The 15,940-nt window shown below is 66.8% G+C and carries 15 protein-coding genes; 1 reads left to right on the top strand and 14 read right to left on the bottom strand.

Going from position 1 to position 15,940, the window contains the following annotated elements; translation table 11 throughout:
* Window positions 1-6: 6 nt before the first annotated feature.
* Entirely contained in the window at window positions 7-1,017 is a 1,011-nt protein-coding gene (locus BLP96_RS10255; protein WP_089685784.1) for a DctP family TRAP transporter solute-binding subunit, read from the bottom strand.
* Between the two features lie 206 nt (window positions 1,018-1,223).
* Here BLP96_RS10255 and BLP96_RS10250 point away from each other — a divergent pair, with 206 nt between their 5' ends.
* On the top strand, window positions 1,224-2,102 hold the full coding sequence (locus BLP96_RS10250) for a DMT family transporter (protein WP_089685782.1): 879 nt from the start codon (window positions 1,224-1,226) through the stop codon (window positions 2,100-2,102).
* Window positions 2,103-2,110: 8 nt separating this feature from the next.
* Here BLP96_RS10250 and BLP96_RS10245 read toward each other — a convergent pair whose 3' ends face one another.
* The 13 genes from BLP96_RS10245 to puuE all read right to left on the bottom strand — a co-directional run bounded on the left by BLP96_RS10245 (window position 2,111) and on the right by puuE (window position 15,792).
* Window positions 2,111-2,644 (bottom strand): DUF192 domain-containing protein, encoded by a 534-nt coding sequence (locus tag BLP96_RS10245; RefSeq protein WP_176761505.1) that lies wholly within the window; start codon window positions 2,642-2,644, stop codon window positions 2,111-2,113.
* A complete protein-coding gene (locus BLP96_RS10240) occupies window positions 2,641-3,780 on the bottom strand; it encodes an ABC transporter ATP-binding protein (RefSeq protein WP_245682221.1) in 1,140 nt (379 codons plus the stop codon). Before BLP96_RS10240 ends, BLP96_RS10245 begins: the two co-directional genes overlap by 4 nt.
* Complete coding sequence (modB, locus tag BLP96_RS10235; protein WP_089685780.1) at window positions 3,773-4,441, bottom strand: molybdate ABC transporter permease subunit; 669 nt, start codon at window positions 4,439-4,441, stop codon at window positions 3,773-3,775. The genes BLP96_RS10240 and modB overlap by 8 nt, the downstream gene beginning before the upstream one ends.
* Window positions 4,441-5,244, bottom strand: coding sequence for a molybdate ABC transporter substrate-binding protein (modA, locus tag BLP96_RS10230; protein WP_089685777.1), 804 nt, complete (start codon window positions 5,242-5,244; stop codon window positions 4,441-4,443). Before modA ends, modB begins: the two co-directional genes overlap by 1 nt.
* 67 nt (window positions 5,245-5,311) lie before the next feature.
* Window positions 5,312-6,046, bottom strand: a complete 735-nt coding sequence (locus BLP96_RS10225) for a GntR family transcriptional regulator (RefSeq protein ID WP_089685775.1) — start codon at window positions 6,044-6,046, stop codon at window positions 5,312-5,314.
* 92 nt (window positions 6,047-6,138) lie between these two features.
* Window positions 6,139-7,626, bottom strand: a complete 1,488-nt coding sequence (pyk, locus tag BLP96_RS10220; protein ID WP_089685773.1) for a pyruvate kinase — start codon at window positions 7,624-7,626, stop codon at window positions 6,139-6,141.
* Window positions 7,623-8,933 carry a glycerate kinase type-2 family protein gene (locus BLP96_RS10215; RefSeq protein ID WP_089685772.1) on the bottom strand — a complete coding sequence of 437 codons (1,311 nt, stop codon included), beginning with the start codon at window positions 8,931-8,933 and terminating at the stop codon, window positions 7,623-7,625. The genes pyk and BLP96_RS10215 overlap by 4 nt, the downstream gene beginning before the upstream one ends.
* A gap of 70 nt (window positions 8,934-9,003) precedes the next feature.
* The gene (locus BLP96_RS10210; protein ID WP_089685770.1) at window positions 9,004-9,891 is read right to left on the bottom strand and encodes a 2-hydroxy-3-oxopropionate reductase; all 888 of its coding nucleotides are present in this window, start codon (window positions 9,889-9,891) and stop codon (window positions 9,004-9,006) included.
* A gap of 203 nt (window positions 9,892-10,094) precedes the next feature.
* Window positions 10,095-10,871, bottom strand: a complete 777-nt coding sequence (gene hyi, locus BLP96_RS10205; protein ID WP_089685767.1) for a hydroxypyruvate isomerase — start codon at window positions 10,869-10,871, stop codon at window positions 10,095-10,097.
* 49 nt (window positions 10,872-10,920) lie between these two features.
* Window positions 10,921-12,696, bottom strand: coding sequence for a glyoxylate carboligase (gene gcl, locus BLP96_RS10200; protein WP_089685766.1), 1,776 nt, complete (start codon window positions 12,694-12,696; stop codon window positions 10,921-10,923).
* 210 nt (window positions 12,697-12,906) lie between these two features.
* Window positions 12,907-13,395 carry an ureidoglycolate lyase gene (locus BLP96_RS10195; protein ID WP_089685764.1) on the bottom strand — a complete coding sequence of 163 codons (489 nt, stop codon included), beginning with the start codon at window positions 13,393-13,395 and terminating at the stop codon, window positions 12,907-12,909.
* Window positions 13,396-13,684: 289 nt separating this feature from the next.
* Entirely contained in the window at window positions 13,685-14,518 is an 834-nt protein-coding gene (locus tag BLP96_RS10190; protein ID WP_089685762.1) for a bifunctional allantoicase/(S)-ureidoglycine aminohydrolase, read from the bottom strand.
* 320 nt (window positions 14,519-14,838) lie between these two features.
* Window positions 14,839-15,792: an allantoinase PuuE gene (gene puuE, locus BLP96_RS10185; RefSeq protein ID WP_089685760.1), complete on the bottom strand. Its 954-nt coding sequence runs from the start codon at window positions 15,790-15,792 to the stop codon at window positions 14,839-14,841.
* Window positions 15,793-15,940: the final 148 nt, after the last annotated feature.

The raw sequence follows: 15,940 nt of genomic DNA, 5'->3' as shown, positions 1-15,940 counted from the left end.
GAGGGATCAGCGCGCCTCGATGGCCTCGCGGGCAGTGTCGACGAGCTCCTCGCCGATGCGCGAGGTCCACTCCTCATGAACGTCGGCGGTCGCCTCGACGAAGGCCTGATGCTGCGCCTCGGTGAGCTCCGTGACCTCCACGCCACGCTCCTGAATGGCGGCCAGGCGTTCGCTCTCCTCCTCGCGAGTCATGGCGATCTCCCACTCACCGGCCTCGACGGCCGTCTCGCGCAGCACGCTGCGGTCTTCCTCGGAGAGGCTGTCCCACACCTGCTGGTTGACGGCAAACACCAGTGGATCGTTCATGTAGTTCCACAGCGTCAGGTACTCCTGGCCCACCTGATCGATGCGCGCCACGTCGAACACCGACAACGGGTTTTCCTGGCCGTCCACGGCGCCGGTGGTCAACGCCGGCTTGGCGTCGGCCCAGCTCATCTGAGTGGGGTCGGCGCCCAGCGCCGTGAAGGTGTCCTGGAACAGCGGCGAACCCACCACGCGGATCTTCAACCCCTCGAGATCGGCCGGCTCGTCGATGGGCCCTTGGGAATTGGAGAGCTGGCGGAAACCGTTCTCACCCCAGGCCAGCGGCACCACCCCACGCGACTCGATGGCCTCGAAGACCATTTCGCCGGCTTCGCCGCCAGTCACGGCATCCACGGCCTCTACGTCGGGCATGAAGAAGGGCAGCGAGAAGAGGTTGAGCTGTGGCACCTGGGGCGACCAGTTGATGGTCGACCCCACGGCCGCGTCGATCAGCCCGGATCGCATGGCGGAGAATTCCCGGGTCTGGTCGCCGTTGACCAGTTGGGAGTTGGGGTAGACGCGCAGCGTTAGACGCCCCTCGGTGCGCTCTTCGACCAGTTCGGCCCACTTCTCGGCCGCCTGCCCCCAGGGAAAGGCATCGGGCAGCACGGTGGAAACGGAGAGTTCGCGCGCCTGGGCGGAGAGTGCCGTGGTGAGCACGGCGGCACCGGCCAGTGCGGCGGCGATTCGGGTGAGTCGGCGTGTCGCAATCATGACGTGTCCTTGACAGCAGGGGCGGTCGATTCGACCGCTCGTTATGGTTTTCGAAGCCTGGCTCGACGCGGCAAGGTGCAGCGAGGCGGCTCTCCCTATTCTACGAAGCGCGGCGTTGAATGATAGCCCGATAACGGATATCGCGACGGAAGGGTGGCCTTCCTGCTACCCTCACGGCGCCATGTCAGGGGAAGGAAGGCTGTCACGTGCCACCACGCGACCTGCTGCTGGGCCTGTTGGTCGTCACGCTCTGGGCCCTCAACATCATCGTCATCAAGCTCGGCGTTACGGAACTGCCACCGCTGATGCTCACGACCCTGCGCTTTGCGCTGGTGGCCGCCCTGCTGGTGCCCTTCCACCCGGTGGCCCGCCATCAACTCCCCTTCCTGGCCCTGCTCTCGGTGACCTTCGGCACGCTGCATTTTGCCCTGTTGTTCATCGGCCTGGGCCAGGCGGAAGCCGGAACCGGTGCCCTGCTTGTGCAGATGGGCACCCCCTTCGCCACTTTGCTGGCCGTGGTTTTCCTCGGCGAACGCCTGGACGTCCGCCGCGTGGCAGGACTGGCACTCTCCTTCGGCGGGGTGGCGGTGCTCTCCGGCGGACCCAGCCTGCCCTCGGCACTGCCTCTGGTGCTGCTACTGACTAGCGCCATGGGCTGGGCGGTATCACAGCTGCTGATCAAGCATGGGCCACCGTTGGCACCGATGGCACTGGCCGGCTGGGTGGCGCTATTGGCCGTTCCGCAGGTAGCGCTGGGATCCTGGTGGTTCGAACGGGGGCAGCTCGATGCCCTCGCCCAGGCCGGTTGGCTGGGCTGGGGTGCCGTCTTCTATACCGCTGTGATGTCTTCGATAGCTGCCTATGGCCTGTGGTATGGCCTGCTGCGCCGTCATCCGGTCAACCGCCTGGCACCGCTCAGCCTGCTGGTGCCGGTGGGCGCGGTGTTGCTCGGAGCACTGCTGCTCGGTGAAACGCTCGACCCGCACAAGCTCACCGGCGGCGCCCTGGTGGTCGCCGGTCTGGCGCTGATCGTGGTGCGCCTAGGGCGTCGGCAACCACCGACCGCAGAGAACGACGGAGCGTGAACGCCCCTTCAGTCACGCACTGGCTCGGCCGCGCAGCCGTCGTCCTGGCCGGCCCAGGCAACGCAGTCGCCGATTTCGATGCCGCGTTCGGCAAAGTAGCCGGCGTTGACCTCCAACGCGGCCCGGTAAGGGACGCCAGCCCTAGTGCTCGGGCAGTCGCCGGGATCGCTGGAGTCGCAGGGCTGCATGGTGTGGATGGCGGCGATGCGCCCCTCGGCGTCGAGGAAGGCGATATCCAGCGCGATGCGCGTGCGATACATCCAGAAGCTGCCCCAAGGCGGCTGAAGCCGGTCATAGGAGAACAGCATGCCGGCATCATCGGCCAGCGAATCGCGTGCCATCAGCCCACGGCTGCGCTGGGCCGGGGTGCGTGCCACCTCCACCGTCAGGCGGTGCTGCGTTGCGCCGGCATGGATGACCAGCGGCACGCGCTCGAAGGTCACCGACGCGGCCGACACGCTCATGGCCACCGCCATCAGCCAGACAGCGGCAACCGGCCAATACCGGCGGCCGGCACCGCGCCGTTGGACGCTTTCGCTCATGCCCGCTCCTCGTCAATCGTCGGGTCGACATCCGGCATCAGATGGATGCCGCCGGCGAGCAGCGATACCGTAGCCTGCTCACCGCGTGCCAGGCCGTTGCGCCGCGCCGCATGGGTGGCGATATCGAAACGCAGCGTCTCGCGGCCGTGGTCGAAGCCCAGGGTGATGGAGGTCATGCCACCCAGAACCACCATTTCGATGACCTGACCGGTCACGGGGTTCTCGCGCTCCCCGCGCGAGGGACGACCGCGCCGATGCAGCACCACATCGGAGTCGGGAAGATACCAGGCTATCCGGCTCCCTTCGGCCAGTGCCTCGAGTCCTTCGGCCACCTCCAGCCGGTAGGGGCCCCACTGTAGGTAGCGTTGCCCCGCAACGCTGACCACCTCGCCCTCGAAGACGTTATGGCGGTCGAGCAACCGCGCCACTTCCGGGCTCACCGGATGGCGCAGCAACTCCCCCGGGGCACCGGCCTGCAACGTGCGGCCGCCGTGCAGCACGCACAGCCGGTCGGCCAGCATTACTGCCTCATCCAGGTCATGGGTGACCAGTATGATGGGAATGCGGATTGCCTCGCGCAGCAGCGCCAGTTCGCGCTGCAGGCGCCGCCGGGTTACTTGGTCCACCGCCGAGAAAGGCTCATCCAGCAGCAGCACCTGCGGCTCGCGTGCCAGGGCTCGCGCCAGGGCCACGCGCTGGCGTTGACCGCCGGACAGCTCGACCGGATAGCGGTCGGCGAGCCCATCGAGGCGTACCCGGGCCAGCCACTGTTCGGCACGTGCCGGTCGTGTCTGCGGCTCGAGATGACCCAGCGCGAGACGCACGTTGTCGCGCGCGGTGAGGTGGGGAAATAGCGCATAGTCCTGAAAGACGATGCCTACGCGGCGTTGCTGAGGACGGCACATGATGCCGCTGCCGGTGTCGAGCCATCGCTCGCCGTTGCAGGCGATCACGCCATTCAGGGGACGGTAGAGCCCGGCAATGGCACGCAGCAGGGTGGTCTTGCCGCTGCCCGAAGGCCCCACCAGCGCAAGAAGCTCTCCTGCCGCGCAGTGGAAGTCCGCCGCCAGCGGTATCGGTCCGGGCTGACGAACACTGACCGCCAGGCGCTCTCCTCCCGTCAGCCGCTCAGCCACGACGCCACCGCCTTCGGCCCGCCAGGCCGTAGACCACGCCGATGGTCAGGAAAGAGACCGTGAGCAGCATGGCAGACATCGCCCCCGCTCCGGCTTCGTCGAAAGCCTGCACCCGGTCATAGATGGCGATGGCCAGGGTTCGCGTTTCGCCGTCGATGGCGCCCCCCACCATCAGGATGACACCGAACTCACCCAGGGTGTGGGCAAAGGTGAGCGCCAGCGCCGAGATCACCCCCGGCCACACCAGCGGCAGCTCGATGCGCCACAGGGTCTGCCAGGGCGAAAGGCCGCTGCACCACGCCGCTTCGCGGAGGTTGGGGGGAATCGACTCGAAGGCGCGCTGCACGGGCTGCACGGCGAACGGCAGGTTGGCCACCAGCGAGGCGAGCAGAATGCCGGTGAAGGTGAAGTTGAGTCCCTCTCCGGTCACACGCTGCCACAGCGTTCCCAGCGGCGCTTCGCTACCGAAGCTCATCATCAGGTAGAAGCCGAGCACGGTGGGCGGTAGCACCAGGGGCAGGGCCACGATGGCCTCACACAGCGGTTTGGCATGGAAGCGGGCCCGCGCCAGCCAGCGCCCCAGCAGCAACCCCACCGGCAACAGCAAGAGACAGGTGAATGCCGCCAGCCGCAGCGAGACCGAAAGTGCCGTCCAATCCATCAGTGCGTATCGCCCTCTGCATCGGGCCCGCTGAATCCATAGCGGGCCAGAATCACCTGCGCTTCCTGCTCCTGCAGCCAGGCGTAGAAGGCTCGCGCCGTCTCGCCGGCGCCCTCGATCAATGCCATGCGCTGGACCAGCGGGGCATGCCAGTCGGCGGGGATCAGTACATGCTCGCTGCGCTCCGCCACGGTCGGTGCCAGGGCTAGCGAGTAGGCCACCAGACCGCCGCGCGCGTCGTCGGAGAGCGCGAACTGTGCCGCTTGGGAGACGTTCTCGCCCATCACGCGCAGCGGCGCACTGGCTTCCCACAGGTCGGCGTGCTCGAGAGCCTGGCGCGCCGCCATGCCGTAGGGGGCATGTTCGGGGTTGGCCAGTGCCAGGCGCGGGCGACCCTCCCCGGCTGAGTGGCGTGCGATGGCCTGGCGGACCGCTGCCAGCGGGTCATCGGAGGCCGGCAGATCGCCCCGTCCGACACGTTGCAGCCACGCCAGACGACCCTTGGCGTAAACGACTCCCTCGTCTTCCGTGAAGCCCTCCTCATGGAGAGCCAGAATGCTGACTTCATCGGCGGACAGGAACAGCTCGAACGGTGCCCCCTGGCCAATCTGGCGGCGGAAATTGCCCGATGCGCCGTAATTGATGCGTACGTCGAGCCCGGTTTCGTCGTGAAAGGCCGCCACCAGCTCGGGAAACGCGAATTGCAGCGAGGATGCCACCGCCACGACGGGCATCCCCGCCTGGACAGTGCCGGTCAGCAGTAGCAGCGACAGGGCCAGGCCCCAATGGGTCAGTGCACGCATCACAGCATCCCTGTTCAGAGAAGAAGATGACGCATTGTCGAGCAGCAGACGCAAGGCGTAAAGCCGATTACACGGCGGCGTGGCGTGCGAAAATCGACATCAGGTCGGGGCTGGCATCGCGGCTGCCCAGCTCGAGCCGTTCCTCCAGAGCGTGCAGGTGCCCATGGATGCCCTGCCGCGCTGCCTCGGCCTCGCCGTTGCGTAGGTGGGCAAGCAGTGCCGGATGGTCATCGGGCAGGTAGCAGCTGGCCACCCGCGGGTGCTTGTAAAGGGCGATGACGATGGAGGTGCGCAGGATCAGGTCGGTCAACATCGTGCCCAGCACGCGGTTGGGGGAGCGCTCGGCCAACAGGTGATGGATGGCCAGGGAGTGCTCGATGCGCGCCGTCTCGTCGCTCGCCGCATAGGCCTCGGCTTCGTGCGACACGCGAGCCTCGAGGGTGTTCAACGCTTCGGCATCGAGCCGGCCGGCCAGCAGCGCGACGACCTCGCCCTCGACCAGACGGCGTGCCGCGAACGTATCGCGCGTCTCGGCGACGCTCGGCGCCCGCACGCGGGCCACCTGATTGGGCCGCTGACTGACCACGTGCTCCGCGGCCAGCCGAGTCAGCGCCTTGCGCACCACCGAGCGACTGACGCCGAAGACTTCGCCGAGGGTGGTTTCGGGTAGGCGGGTACCCGGCGGCAAGCGCTGAGCCAACACCGCCTGACGCACCTGCTCGACGATGATTCGGTCGGCGCTCCGACGATCCCGACCCGCGCGGCTGGCGGCCGCTGCGTCCTCCTGCCAGGCACGACTCATGATGGGGGTTCTCCCGCTCTGTCACGAACGCGCACAGCTTGGCAGGTTTCTCGACAGCTGGCCACACCTTGCCACCTTATTGTATACAAAAATCAATTCACGCGATGCTGCTCGCCAATGTCGAGAATCTTCAGGGTATTGGTGCCGCCATGGGCGTTCATGTGATCGCCGCGGGTGAGGATGACATGATCGCCCGGCTCGGCGATGCCGTGCGCCACCAGCCGCGCCAGCGCCTGGTCGTTGAGTTCGTCGGCGGTCATCTCGCTGGTGTCGAAGGGCAGCGATACCACGCCACGGTAGAGTGCCATGCGCCGCTGGGCGATGGCGCTGTGCGCCAGGCCGACGATGGGCAGCCCCGAGCGAATCCGCGAGGCGATCAGCGGCGTGTACCCGGAGGCGGTCATGCAGGCGATGGCCGCCACCCCTTCCAGATGGTTGGCGGCGTACATGGCGGAAAGCGCGATGGTCTCGTCGATCTGCGAAAAGCCCTCGTGGATGCGATGGCCGGACTCCTGGGCAATGCGCTCGCGCTCGGCGCCCAGGCAAACGCGATCCATGGCCTCGATCGTCTCCACCGGAAAGTCGCCGGCTGCGGTCTCGGCGGAGAGCATCACCGCATCGGTACCGTCGAGCACGGCGTTGGCGACATCGAACACTTCGGCGCGAGTGGGCAGGGGCGATTCGATCATCGACTCCATCATCTGGGTGGCGGTGATCACCGCCCGGTTGAGCGTGCGGGCACGCTTGATGATGCGCTTCTGGGTGCCGATCAGCGCCTCATCGCCGATCTCCACGCCCAGGTCGCCGCGCGCCACCATCACCGCCTCGCTGGCCTGGATGATGGCGTCGAGGGTGGCCTCATCGGCCACCGCCTCGGCGCGCTCGAGTTTGGCCACCAGGCCGATGTCTTCTCCCGCTTCGCCGAGCAGACGGCGCGCCTCCTGCATGTCCGCCGCGCTGCGAGGGAACGATACCGCCAGGTAGTCGACACCGATATCCATGGCAGTGGCGAGATCGGCACGATCCTTGTCGGTGAGCGCCGGAGCGGAAAGCCCGCCACCCTGCTTGTTGATGCCCTTGTTGTTGGAGAGCGTGCCGCCCACCGTCACGGTGGTATGGATTTCACGCCCCGCCACTCGGGTCACATCCAGCACCACCCGGCCGTCGTCGAGCAGCAGACGGTCGCCGGCACTGACGTCGTCGATCAGCTGCTGGTAGTCGCAGCCCACTCGTTCGGCATCGCCGTCCTCGCTGCCCAGTGCCATGTCGAGGATGAAGGGCTGGCCTTCTTCCAGCTCGATGGGCCCGTCGCGGAAGCGGGCGATGCGGATCTTGGGGCCCTGCAGGTCCCCCAGGGCAGCGACGCTGCGGCCGAGTCGAGCGGCGATCTCGCGCACCTGGGTCAAGCGTCGGCGATGATCGTCGGCGGAGCCGTGGGAGAAGTTGAGGCGCACCACGTCGACACCGGTGCGAATCATCGCTTCCAGAACGCCCTCGCGGTCGCTGGCCGGTCCCAGGGTGGCAACGATCTTGGTACGACGAATGGGCTCGTGGATGGGGGCGTGGGGGGGATGGTTCATGGTGTCCTCGGTAACAGCAGAATGGCACGAAAGTCGTTGACGTTGGTACGGGTCGGGCCGGTGGCGATCAACCTGCCCAACGCCTGAAAGAAAGTATAGGCATCGTTGCGCGACAGGAAATCGAGCGGATCGAGACCCAGCTCGCGGGCTCGCTGGAAGTCCGGCGGAGAGAACAACGCTCCGGCATTGTCCTCCGAACCGTCGATGCCGTCGGTGTCGATGGCCAGCGCATGGATGCCCGGCGCTCCCTGCAACGCATCGAAGAGGCCCAGCAGGTACTCCACGTTACGCCCTCCGCGCCCATCACCGGCCACGGTGACGCTGGTCTCGCCGCCGGAGACCAGCAGCAGCGGCCTGCGGATTTCCGACTGAGCGGCAAGCGCCTGGCGCCCCTGCTCACGCCCCAGCTCGCGGGCCTCGCCTTCCAGGTCGTCGCCCAGCACGCGCACCGTTACGCCGGCGGCCTCGGCGGCGCGGCGTGCCGCCTCGAGCGCATCGGCGGCGCGGGCGAGCAGCACCGTCTCGTCACGGGCGAATGCGGCATCCGTGGGTGCCGGCGCCGCATGATCGCCGCTCAGGTGGCGACGCACCGCCTCGGGTACCGCGATGGCGTAGCGTTCGAGCACCGCCAGGGCATCCGCTGGCGTGGTGGCATCGGGCAGCGTCGGTCCGGAAGCGACCAGCGAGGGCTCGTCGCCCGGCACGTCGGAGATCAGCCAGGTGATCACCTGGGCGGGGTGGGCCGCCGCGGCGAGTCGCCCGCCCTTGATGGCCGAGAGGTGGCGGCGCACGGTGTTGATGTCGCGAATCGGCGCCCCGCAGCGCAGCAGCTCGCGGTTCAGCGCCTGCTTGTCGGCCAGGGAGATTCCCGGCGCCGGCAGCGTCATCAGCGCCGAGCCGCCGCCGGAGATCAGCGCGATCACGCGGTCATCCTTGGAGAGGCTCCCGACGGCCTCGAGCATCCGCCGCGCGGCCTTCTCGCCCAGGTCGTCGGGCATGGGATGCGAGGCCTCCAGCACTTCGATGCGCCGACACGTCTCCCCATGGCCATAGCGGGTGACGACCAGGCCTTCGAGCGGCGCTTCGGGGCAGCGTGTCTGCCAGGCGCGCTCCAGCGCGGCGGCCATGGCCGCTGCCGCCTTGCCGGCCCCGACCACCACGGTGCGCCCTGGCGGCGGATCGGGCAACTGGTCGGCCACCAGAGTCTCGGGGTGCACCGCGGCCACCGCCACGTCGGCCAACTGGCGAAGCCAGGCAGCGACGTCCGCCGTGGGCTCCAGTTCCGGCAGGGAAGGAAGTTCGCTCATCGGGGAAACACTCCTTGCGAATGGCCGGGAAGTCCGATGATGGACGGTTCGGCACTGGCAAGTCCAGCGCCTACCCTTCCACCTCGTGGTTGGCCAGCCCTTCCAGCGCACGCAGGATGCCGGAATGATCCCAGTCGGCGCCGCCGTGGGCCGCGCAGGCCTGGAACAGCTGCTGGGCGTTGGCGGTACCGGGCAGCGCCAGATCGAGGCTGCGCGCCCCTTCCAGCGCCAGGTTGAGGTCCTTCTGATGCAGCTTGATCTTGAAGCCCGGGTCGAAGGTGCGCTGGATCATGCGCGCGCCGTGCACGTCGAGAATCTTCGACTGGGCCAGACCGCCGAGCAGCGACTCGCGCACCTTGGCCACGTCGGCGCCGGCCTTGGAGGCGAACAGCAGCCCTTCGGCCACCGCCTCGATGGTCAGCGCCACCACGATCTGGTTGGCCACCTTGCAGGTCTGGCCGTCGCCGTGGCCGCCGATGTGAGTGATCGTCTTACCCATCACTTCGAGAATCGGGCGGGCACGCTCGAAGCCTTGGTCGGTGGCTCCCACCATGATGGTGAGGGCCGCGTTGATGGCGCCGCCCTCGCCGCCGGAAACCGGCGCATCGACGTACTCGCCGCCGGCCTCGACGATGCGCCTGGCGAATTCGCGGGTCGGCACGGGCGCGATGGAGCTCATGTCGATCACCAGGGTGTCCGGCTGCAGGCCCTCGATGACGCCGTTCTCGCCGAACAGCACCTGCTCCACGTCCGGGGTATCCGGCACCATGGTGATGACCACTTCGGCCTGCTCGGCCACGGCCTTGGGATGGACGAGCGTCTGCATGCCCTTGTCGGCCAGTTCGCTGGCCAGCGGCTTGCTGCGCTCGACGGTAACGAGCTCGTGCCCGGCGTCCAGCAGATGGCCCGCCATGGGGCGGCCCATGATGCCCAGGCCAATGAATCCGATCTTGCTCATGATGCTTCTCCTTTCAGCTTGTCTTTATGCTTTCTGTACTAAGGCACGTTTTCCACCGGCTTGGGAGATGAGCGCCGGGGGCAAGTCGCAGCGAGGGTCATTTGCCATGGATGGCAAATGTAGCGCCCAGGGATGGGTTCACAGCGCCCTCGCACAGACTTGCCGCCGGGACAGCTCATCGGGCCAAATGCCTTCCGCTCCTCTCAGCGAACGCTATCCAGCCAGCCCAGGCCTTCCTTCGTTGTCGCCGCCGGCTTGTACTCGCAGCCGACCCAGCCGTCGTAGCCCAACCGGTCGAGGTGGGCAAACAGGAACGGGTAGTTGATCTCGCCGGTGCCCGGCTCGTGGCGCCCCGGGTTGTCGGCCAGTTGCACGTGGGCGATGCGATCCAGGTGCTTCTCGATGGTCGGCGCCAGATCGCCCTCCATGATCTGCATATGATAGATGTCGTACTGCAGCTTGAGGTTGGCGCTGCCTACCTCGTCGAAGATCGCCAGGGCCTGCTCGGTGCGATTGAGGAAGAAACCGGGGATGTCGCGAGTATTGATCGGCTCGGCAACCAGCAGAATGCCCGCTGTCTCGAGCCTGTCGGCAGCATAGCGCAGGTTGTCGGCCAGCGTGCGGCGGGCCTCGGCGGCGCCGACGCCGGCGGGCTGGATGCCGGCCAGGCAGTTGACCTGGGTGTTGCCCAGCACCTTGGCGTAGTCGATGGCGCGGTCGACGCCGGTGCAGAACTCCGCCACGCGATCCGGGTGGCAGGCGATGCCGCGCTCGCCGGCGCCCCAGTCGCCAGCCGGCAGATTGAACAGCACCTGGGTCAGGCCGTGTTCGTCGAGCCGGGCCTTGATGTCGGCGGCCGGATAGTCGTAGGGGAAGAGGTACTCGACGCCTTTGAAGCCGGCCTTGGCGGCGGCCGCGAAGCGATCGAGGAAGTCCACCTCGGTGAACAGCATGCTGAGGTTGGCGGCGAACTTGGGCATCTCGAACTCCTTTGGGTCGCTAAACATGTAACGGGGCTTGGTGCAAATGTCAGACGAGGGCAGCGATCGAGGTCGGCGCGTCTTGCTGGTTCTCGGCCAGCGCCTCGAACTCGTTGATGCCGTCCAGGTCGGTGCCCATGGCGATGTCGGTCACCCGCTCGAGGATGATCTCGACCACCACCGGCACCCGATACTCGGCCATCAGCGACCGCGCCTGCTCGAAGGCCGGGCCAATGTCCTCCGGCCGCGTGACGCGTAGCGCCTTGCAGCCCAGACCTTCCACCACGGAGACGTGGTCGACGCCGTACTCGTCGATCGCCGAGCAGTTGACGTTCTCGAAGGAGAGTTGCACCTGGTAATCCATGTCGAAGCCGCGCTGAGCCTGGCGGATCAGCCCCAGGTAGGCGTTGTTCACCAGGACGTGGATCCAGGGCAGCTTGAACTGCGCCCCCGCCGCCAGCTCCTCGACCATGAACTGGAAGTCGTAGTCGCCGGACAGGGCGACGATCTCGGCGTTCGGGTCGGCCCGCCGTACGCCCAGCGCCGCGGGGATGGTCCAGCCCAGCGGTCCGGCCTGGCCGCAGTTGATCCAGTGGCGCGGCTTGTAGACGTGCAGGAACTGGGCCCCGGCGATCTGCGACAGGCCGATGGTGCTGACGTAGCGAGTATTCCTGCCGAAAGCCTTGTTCATCTCCTCGTAAACCCGCTGTGGCTTGACCGGCACCTCGTCGAAGTGAGTCTTGCGCAGCAGGGTCCGCTTGCGCTCCTGGCAGGCCTCGGCCCAGGCACTGCGATCCTTGAGTTTGCCTTCGGCTTGCCACTCGTGGGCCACCTCGAGGAAGAGCTCGAGTGCCGCCTTGGCGTCGGAGACGATGCCGTAGTCCGGCCCGAAGATGCGCCCGATCTGGGTCGGCTCGATGTCCACGTGCACGAAGGTGCGTCCCTTGGTATAGGTCTCGAGGCTGCCCGTATGGCGGTTGGCCCAGCGGTTGCCGATGCCCATCACGAAGTCGGATTCCAGCAACGTGGCATTGCCGTAGCGGTGTGCGGTCTGCAGCCCCACCATGCCGGCCATCAGCGGATGGTCGTCGGGAATGCTGCCCCAGCCCATCAGGGTGGGGATCACCGGCACGCCGGTGAGCTCGGCGAACGCGACCAGCAGGTCGCTGGCGTCGGCGTTGATGATGCCGCCCCCGGCGACGATCAGCGGCCGCTCGGCCGCCTGAAGCATGGCAATGGCCTTTTCCGCCTGGGCACGGCTGGCGGCCGGCTTGTAGACGGGCAGTGGATCGTAGGTGTCGGGGTCGAACTCGATCTCGCTCATCTGCACGTCGATGGGCAAGTCGATCAGCACCGGGCCCGGCCGCGAGGAACGCATCAGTTGGAAGGCGTGCTGGAAGGCGCGCGGCACCTGTGCGGGCTCGAGCACGGTGATCGCCCACTTGGTCACCGGGCCCGCGATGGCCTGGATGTCCACCGCCTGGAAGTCTTCCTTGTGCAACCTGGCGCGCGGCGCCTGACCGGTGATGCACAGGATGGGAATGGAATCGGCGCTGGCCGAGTAGAGCCCGGTGATCATGTCGGTACCGGCAGGGCCGGAGGTGCCGATGCACACCCCGATGTTGCCGGCCTGGGTACGGGTATAGCCCTCGGCCATGTGCGAGGCGCCCTCGACGTGGCGTGCCAGGACATGGTCGATGCCACCGAGCTTTCGCAACGCGGCATAGAAGGGGTTGATGGCGGCGCCGGGCACGCCGAAGGCGACATCGATGCCTTCCTTGCGCAGCACGTGAACGGCAGCTTCGGCAGCGGTCATGCGAGCCATGACGGATCCTCCCGTGAGTGGTGTTGTTATGGGGAACCAGTTTGTGGAAATTATTTCTGAATCCTTTCTATATACGAAGCTAGACAGCCACTGCCTGGCTGTCAATTTTTTATGGAAAATATTTTCACATTATTGAAGAGCCGCAAAAAACCCAGGCTCTATCAACTGCCTGGGCATCGAATGAAGTTCAGAGGAAATCCTCTCGCGGGGTCACTCCAGGGTCACGCGGACCGCGAGTGGATGCTCGTCACAGTTATGGCCCTCGCCGCCGCGGTCGACGACCAGGAACTCGCCCTCGCGCTCCAGCACCGACTGAATGGCGTGCCAGGTCCCGGTGCGGTAGTTGACCCCCTGGCGGCCATCGGTGACGAAGGCGCGCACCTCGCTCGGGTCGATGCTGTCGCCCGGTGGCGCGACAACGATCACGAAGCGCTCCTCGTGCAGCGGCATGAAGGCCTGGCTGCCCAGCGGATGACGCTCGAGGAAGTCGAGTTCCAGGGGCAGCGTCACCGGCCGGCTGACGAAGATGCTGATCAGCGTGCGAGCCTCTTCGCCCAGGGTCTCGACCCTGGCCAGGTCGTGGTAGCGCCGGGTACGTCCGGCGTTGATGTGAAAATAGTCGGCGGTACGCGTGTCGATGACGTCGCCGAAGGGAGCGAAGGCCTCCGGCGTCAGCGGCGCGGCTTTGAGTTCCAACATATAGACTCCATTTCCCAGGCCTTATTGAAACCTTGGATGGCGGAGCGATGCAGCCATCCGAGCGAGAGGCGCCGGGGACAGGGTGGAGAGGGGGTCCGATGCCATGGGTGAGAAGCACTGCTTCGAACGGGCTGGCCATGGATGGCCAGCACCGGTCCTGCAAGCGGAGCAGGACGCGAGAGCGAAGCAGGGCATCGGTAGCGCCCAGGGAGGGGTTCATAGCGCCCCCCTCGAAACCCTGTCGCCGGATCAGCCTCGAGCGGCGAAGCTACTGCAAGCCTCCCACGTCTCAGCGAGCACCCAAGCGCAGCGCCGCGTGGCGGTTCACGTCCTTGTACAGCAAATAACGGAACGGCCCCGGGCCGCCGGCGTAGCAGGCCTGGGGGCAGAAGGCGCGCAGCCACATGAAATCGCCGGCCTCGACCTCGACCCAGTCCTGGTTCAGGTGGTAGACCGCCTTCCCTTCCAGCACGTAGAGGCCGTGCTCCATGACATGAGTCTCGTCGAAGGGAATCACTGCCCCCGGCTGGAAGGTGACGATGTTGACGTGCATGTCGTGACGCACGTCTTCCGGGTCGACGAAGCGCGTGGTGGCCCAGCGCCCCTCGGTGTCCGGCATCTCGTTGGGGGCGATGTCATTCTCGTTGACCACGAACGCTTCCGGCACCGCGATGCCCTCGACGAACTCGTAGGCCTTGCGCACCCAGTGGAAGCGCACCGGGGCTCCGGACTCGTTGCGCAGCTGCCAGTCGCTGCCCGGCGGCAGGAAGGCGTAGCCGCCAGGCACCATGCGGTGGCGCTCGCCGCCGACGGTCAGGGTCATCTCGCCTTCCACCACGAAAAGCACGCCCTCGGCAGCGGAATCGAGCTCGGGGCGTTCGCTGCCGCCATCGGGGCCGACCTCCATGATGTACTGGGAGAAGGTCTCGGCGAAGCCGGAGAGCGGGCGCGCCAGCACCCACAGCCGAGTGTTCTCCCAGAACGGCAGGTTGCTGGTGACGATGTCGCGCATCACCCCCTTGGGGATGACGGCGTAGGCCTCGGTGAACACCGCCCGGTCGGAGAGCAGCTGAGTCTGGGGCGGGTGGCCGCCGTGGGGGGCGTAGTAGGTGCGTTGGCTCATGATATGTCCTGGCAGAAAAATGAAGACCGGAAAAGTCACGTGCTTTGAATCGAGCGGCTCACCGCTCTCGAGGCCGACTATGCCACCCAAGCGAGAGGCGCCGGGGGACAAGGTCGCAGAGGGGGTCCGATGCCATGGGTGAGAAGCACTGCTTCGAACGGGCTGGCCATGGATGGCCAGCACCGGTCCTGCAAGCGGAGCAGGACGCGAGAGCGAAGCAGGGCATCGGTAGCGCCCAGGGAAGGGTTCACAGCGCCCCCTCGTAGACCTGTCGCCGGATCAGCCTCGAACGAGACGTCCGGCTACGATAAAGCTAGCATTCAACGTCCAGGCGCCGGGTGATGCTCCACCCAGTGCCGCGCGATATCGACGCGCCGCGCCACCCAAACCCGGTCGTGCGCCTCGATGTGGTCGAGGAAGCGCTGCAGGGCGCGGAAACGGCCGGGGCGACCGAGCAGGCGGCAGTGCATGCCCACCGAGAGCATCTTGGGCGTCTCCTCACCCTCTTCATAGAGCACGTCGAAGGCATCGCGCAGGTAAGTGAAGAAGTGCTCGGCGGTATTGAAGCCCTGCGGTGCGGCGAAGCGCATGTCGTTGCTGTCCAGGGTATAAGGCACGATCAGGTGGTCGTGTGCCCGGCCCTGGCTGTCCGTCGCGCGCGTCCAGAACGGCAGGTCGTCGCCGTAGTAGTCGCTGTCGTAGAGGAAGCCGCCCTCGTCGAGCACCAGTCGGCGAGTGTTGGGGCTGTCGCGGCCGGTGTACCAACCCAGCGGCTTCTCGCCGTAGAGGCGCTGGAAGATCGCCATGGCCTTCTGCAAATGCTCGCGCTCGACCGCCTCCGGGACCTCCTGATAGTGGATCCAGCGATAGCCGTGGCAGGCGACCTCATGGCCCAGTTCCTTGAAGGCATGGGCCACCTCGGGGTGGCGCTCCAGCGCCATGGCCACGCCGAACACGGTGAGCGGCAGGCCGCGGCGCTCGAATTCGCGCAGGATGCGCCACACCCCCGCCCGCGAGCCGTACTCGTAGATCGACTCCATGCTCAAGTGACGGTCGGGAAAGGCCGGCGCGCCGATGATCTCGGAGAGGAACTGCTCGGAGCCGGCATCACCGTGCAGCACGCAGTTCTCGCCCCCCTCCTCGTAGTTGAGCACGAACTGCACGGCGATGCGGGCATTGCCGGGCCAGTTGGCATGGGGTGGCGTACGGCCGTAGCCGATCAGGTCGCGGGGATAGTCACTGGGAACGGGAAAGACGGGCGAAGAAGACGACATGGCGACGATCCAGATTGTTGTTGACTCGTGCCGCTCTCGGGAAGCGACACGACAGCTCGTGTATACAATACACGCTATGCCGCCTCCCGATGCATTGCAAGACCTGCCGATGTTCCCGCCCCACCCAGCCATCACCCGACCGGCCTGA

The sequence above is a fragment of the Billgrantia gudaonensis genome (assembly GCF_900100195.1).
GTDB classification, from domain to species: Bacteria; Pseudomonadota; Gammaproteobacteria; order Pseudomonadales; family Halomonadaceae; genus Halomonas; species Halomonas gudaonensis.
Note: the sequence above shows the minus strand (reverse complement) of the source record. Positions and strands in the feature narration are given on the sequence as shown.

Bases quoted from the DNA above. Each gene is read 5' to 3' on its own strand.
- BLP96_RS10255 (WP_089685784.1), bottom strand. From the start codon at position 1,017: ATGATTGCGACACGCCGACTCACCCGAATCGCCGCCGCACTGGCCGGT.
- BLP96_RS10245 (WP_176761505.1), bottom strand. From the start codon at position 2,644: ATGAGCGAAAGCGTCCAACGGCGCGGTGCCGGCCGCCGGTATTGGCCG.
- modB (WP_089685780.1), bottom strand. From the start codon at position 4,441: ATGGATTGGACGGCACTTTCGGTCTCGCTGCGGCTGGCGGCATTCACC.
- modA (WP_089685777.1), bottom strand. From the start codon at position 5,244: ATGCGTGCACTGACCCATTGGGGCCTGGCCCTGTCGCTGCTACTGCTG.
- BLP96_RS10225 (WP_089685775.1), bottom strand. From the start codon at position 6,046: ATGAGTCGTGCCTGGCAGGAGGACGCAGCGGCCGCCAGCCGCGCGGGT.
- pyk (WP_089685773.1), bottom strand. From the start codon at position 7,626: ATGAACCATCCCCCCCACGCCCCCATCCACGAGCCCATTCGTCGTACC.
- BLP96_RS10215 (WP_089685772.1), bottom strand. From the start codon at position 8,933: ATGAGCGAACTTCCTTCCCTGCCGGAACTGGAGCCCACGGCGGACGTC.
- BLP96_RS10210 (WP_089685770.1), bottom strand. From the start codon at position 9,891: ATGAGCAAGATCGGATTCATTGGCCTGGGCATCATGGGCCGCCCCATG.
- hyi (WP_089685767.1), bottom strand. From the start codon at position 10,871: ATGCCCAAGTTCGCCGCCAACCTCAGCATGCTGTTCACCGAGGTGGAC.
- gcl (WP_089685766.1), bottom strand. From the start codon at position 12,696: ATGGCTCGCATGACCGCTGCCGAAGCTGCCGTTCACGTGCTGCGCAAG.
- BLP96_RS10195 (WP_089685764.1), bottom strand. From the start codon at position 13,395: ATGTTGGAACTCAAAGCCGCGCCGCTGACGCCGGAGGCCTTCGCTCCC.
- BLP96_RS10190 (WP_089685762.1), bottom strand. From the start codon at position 14,518: ATGAGCCAACGCACCTACTACGCCCCCCACGGCGGCCACCCGCCCCAG.
- puuE (WP_089685760.1), bottom strand. From the start codon at position 15,792: ATGTCGTCTTCTTCGCCCGTCTTTCCCGTTCCCAGTGACTATCCCCGC.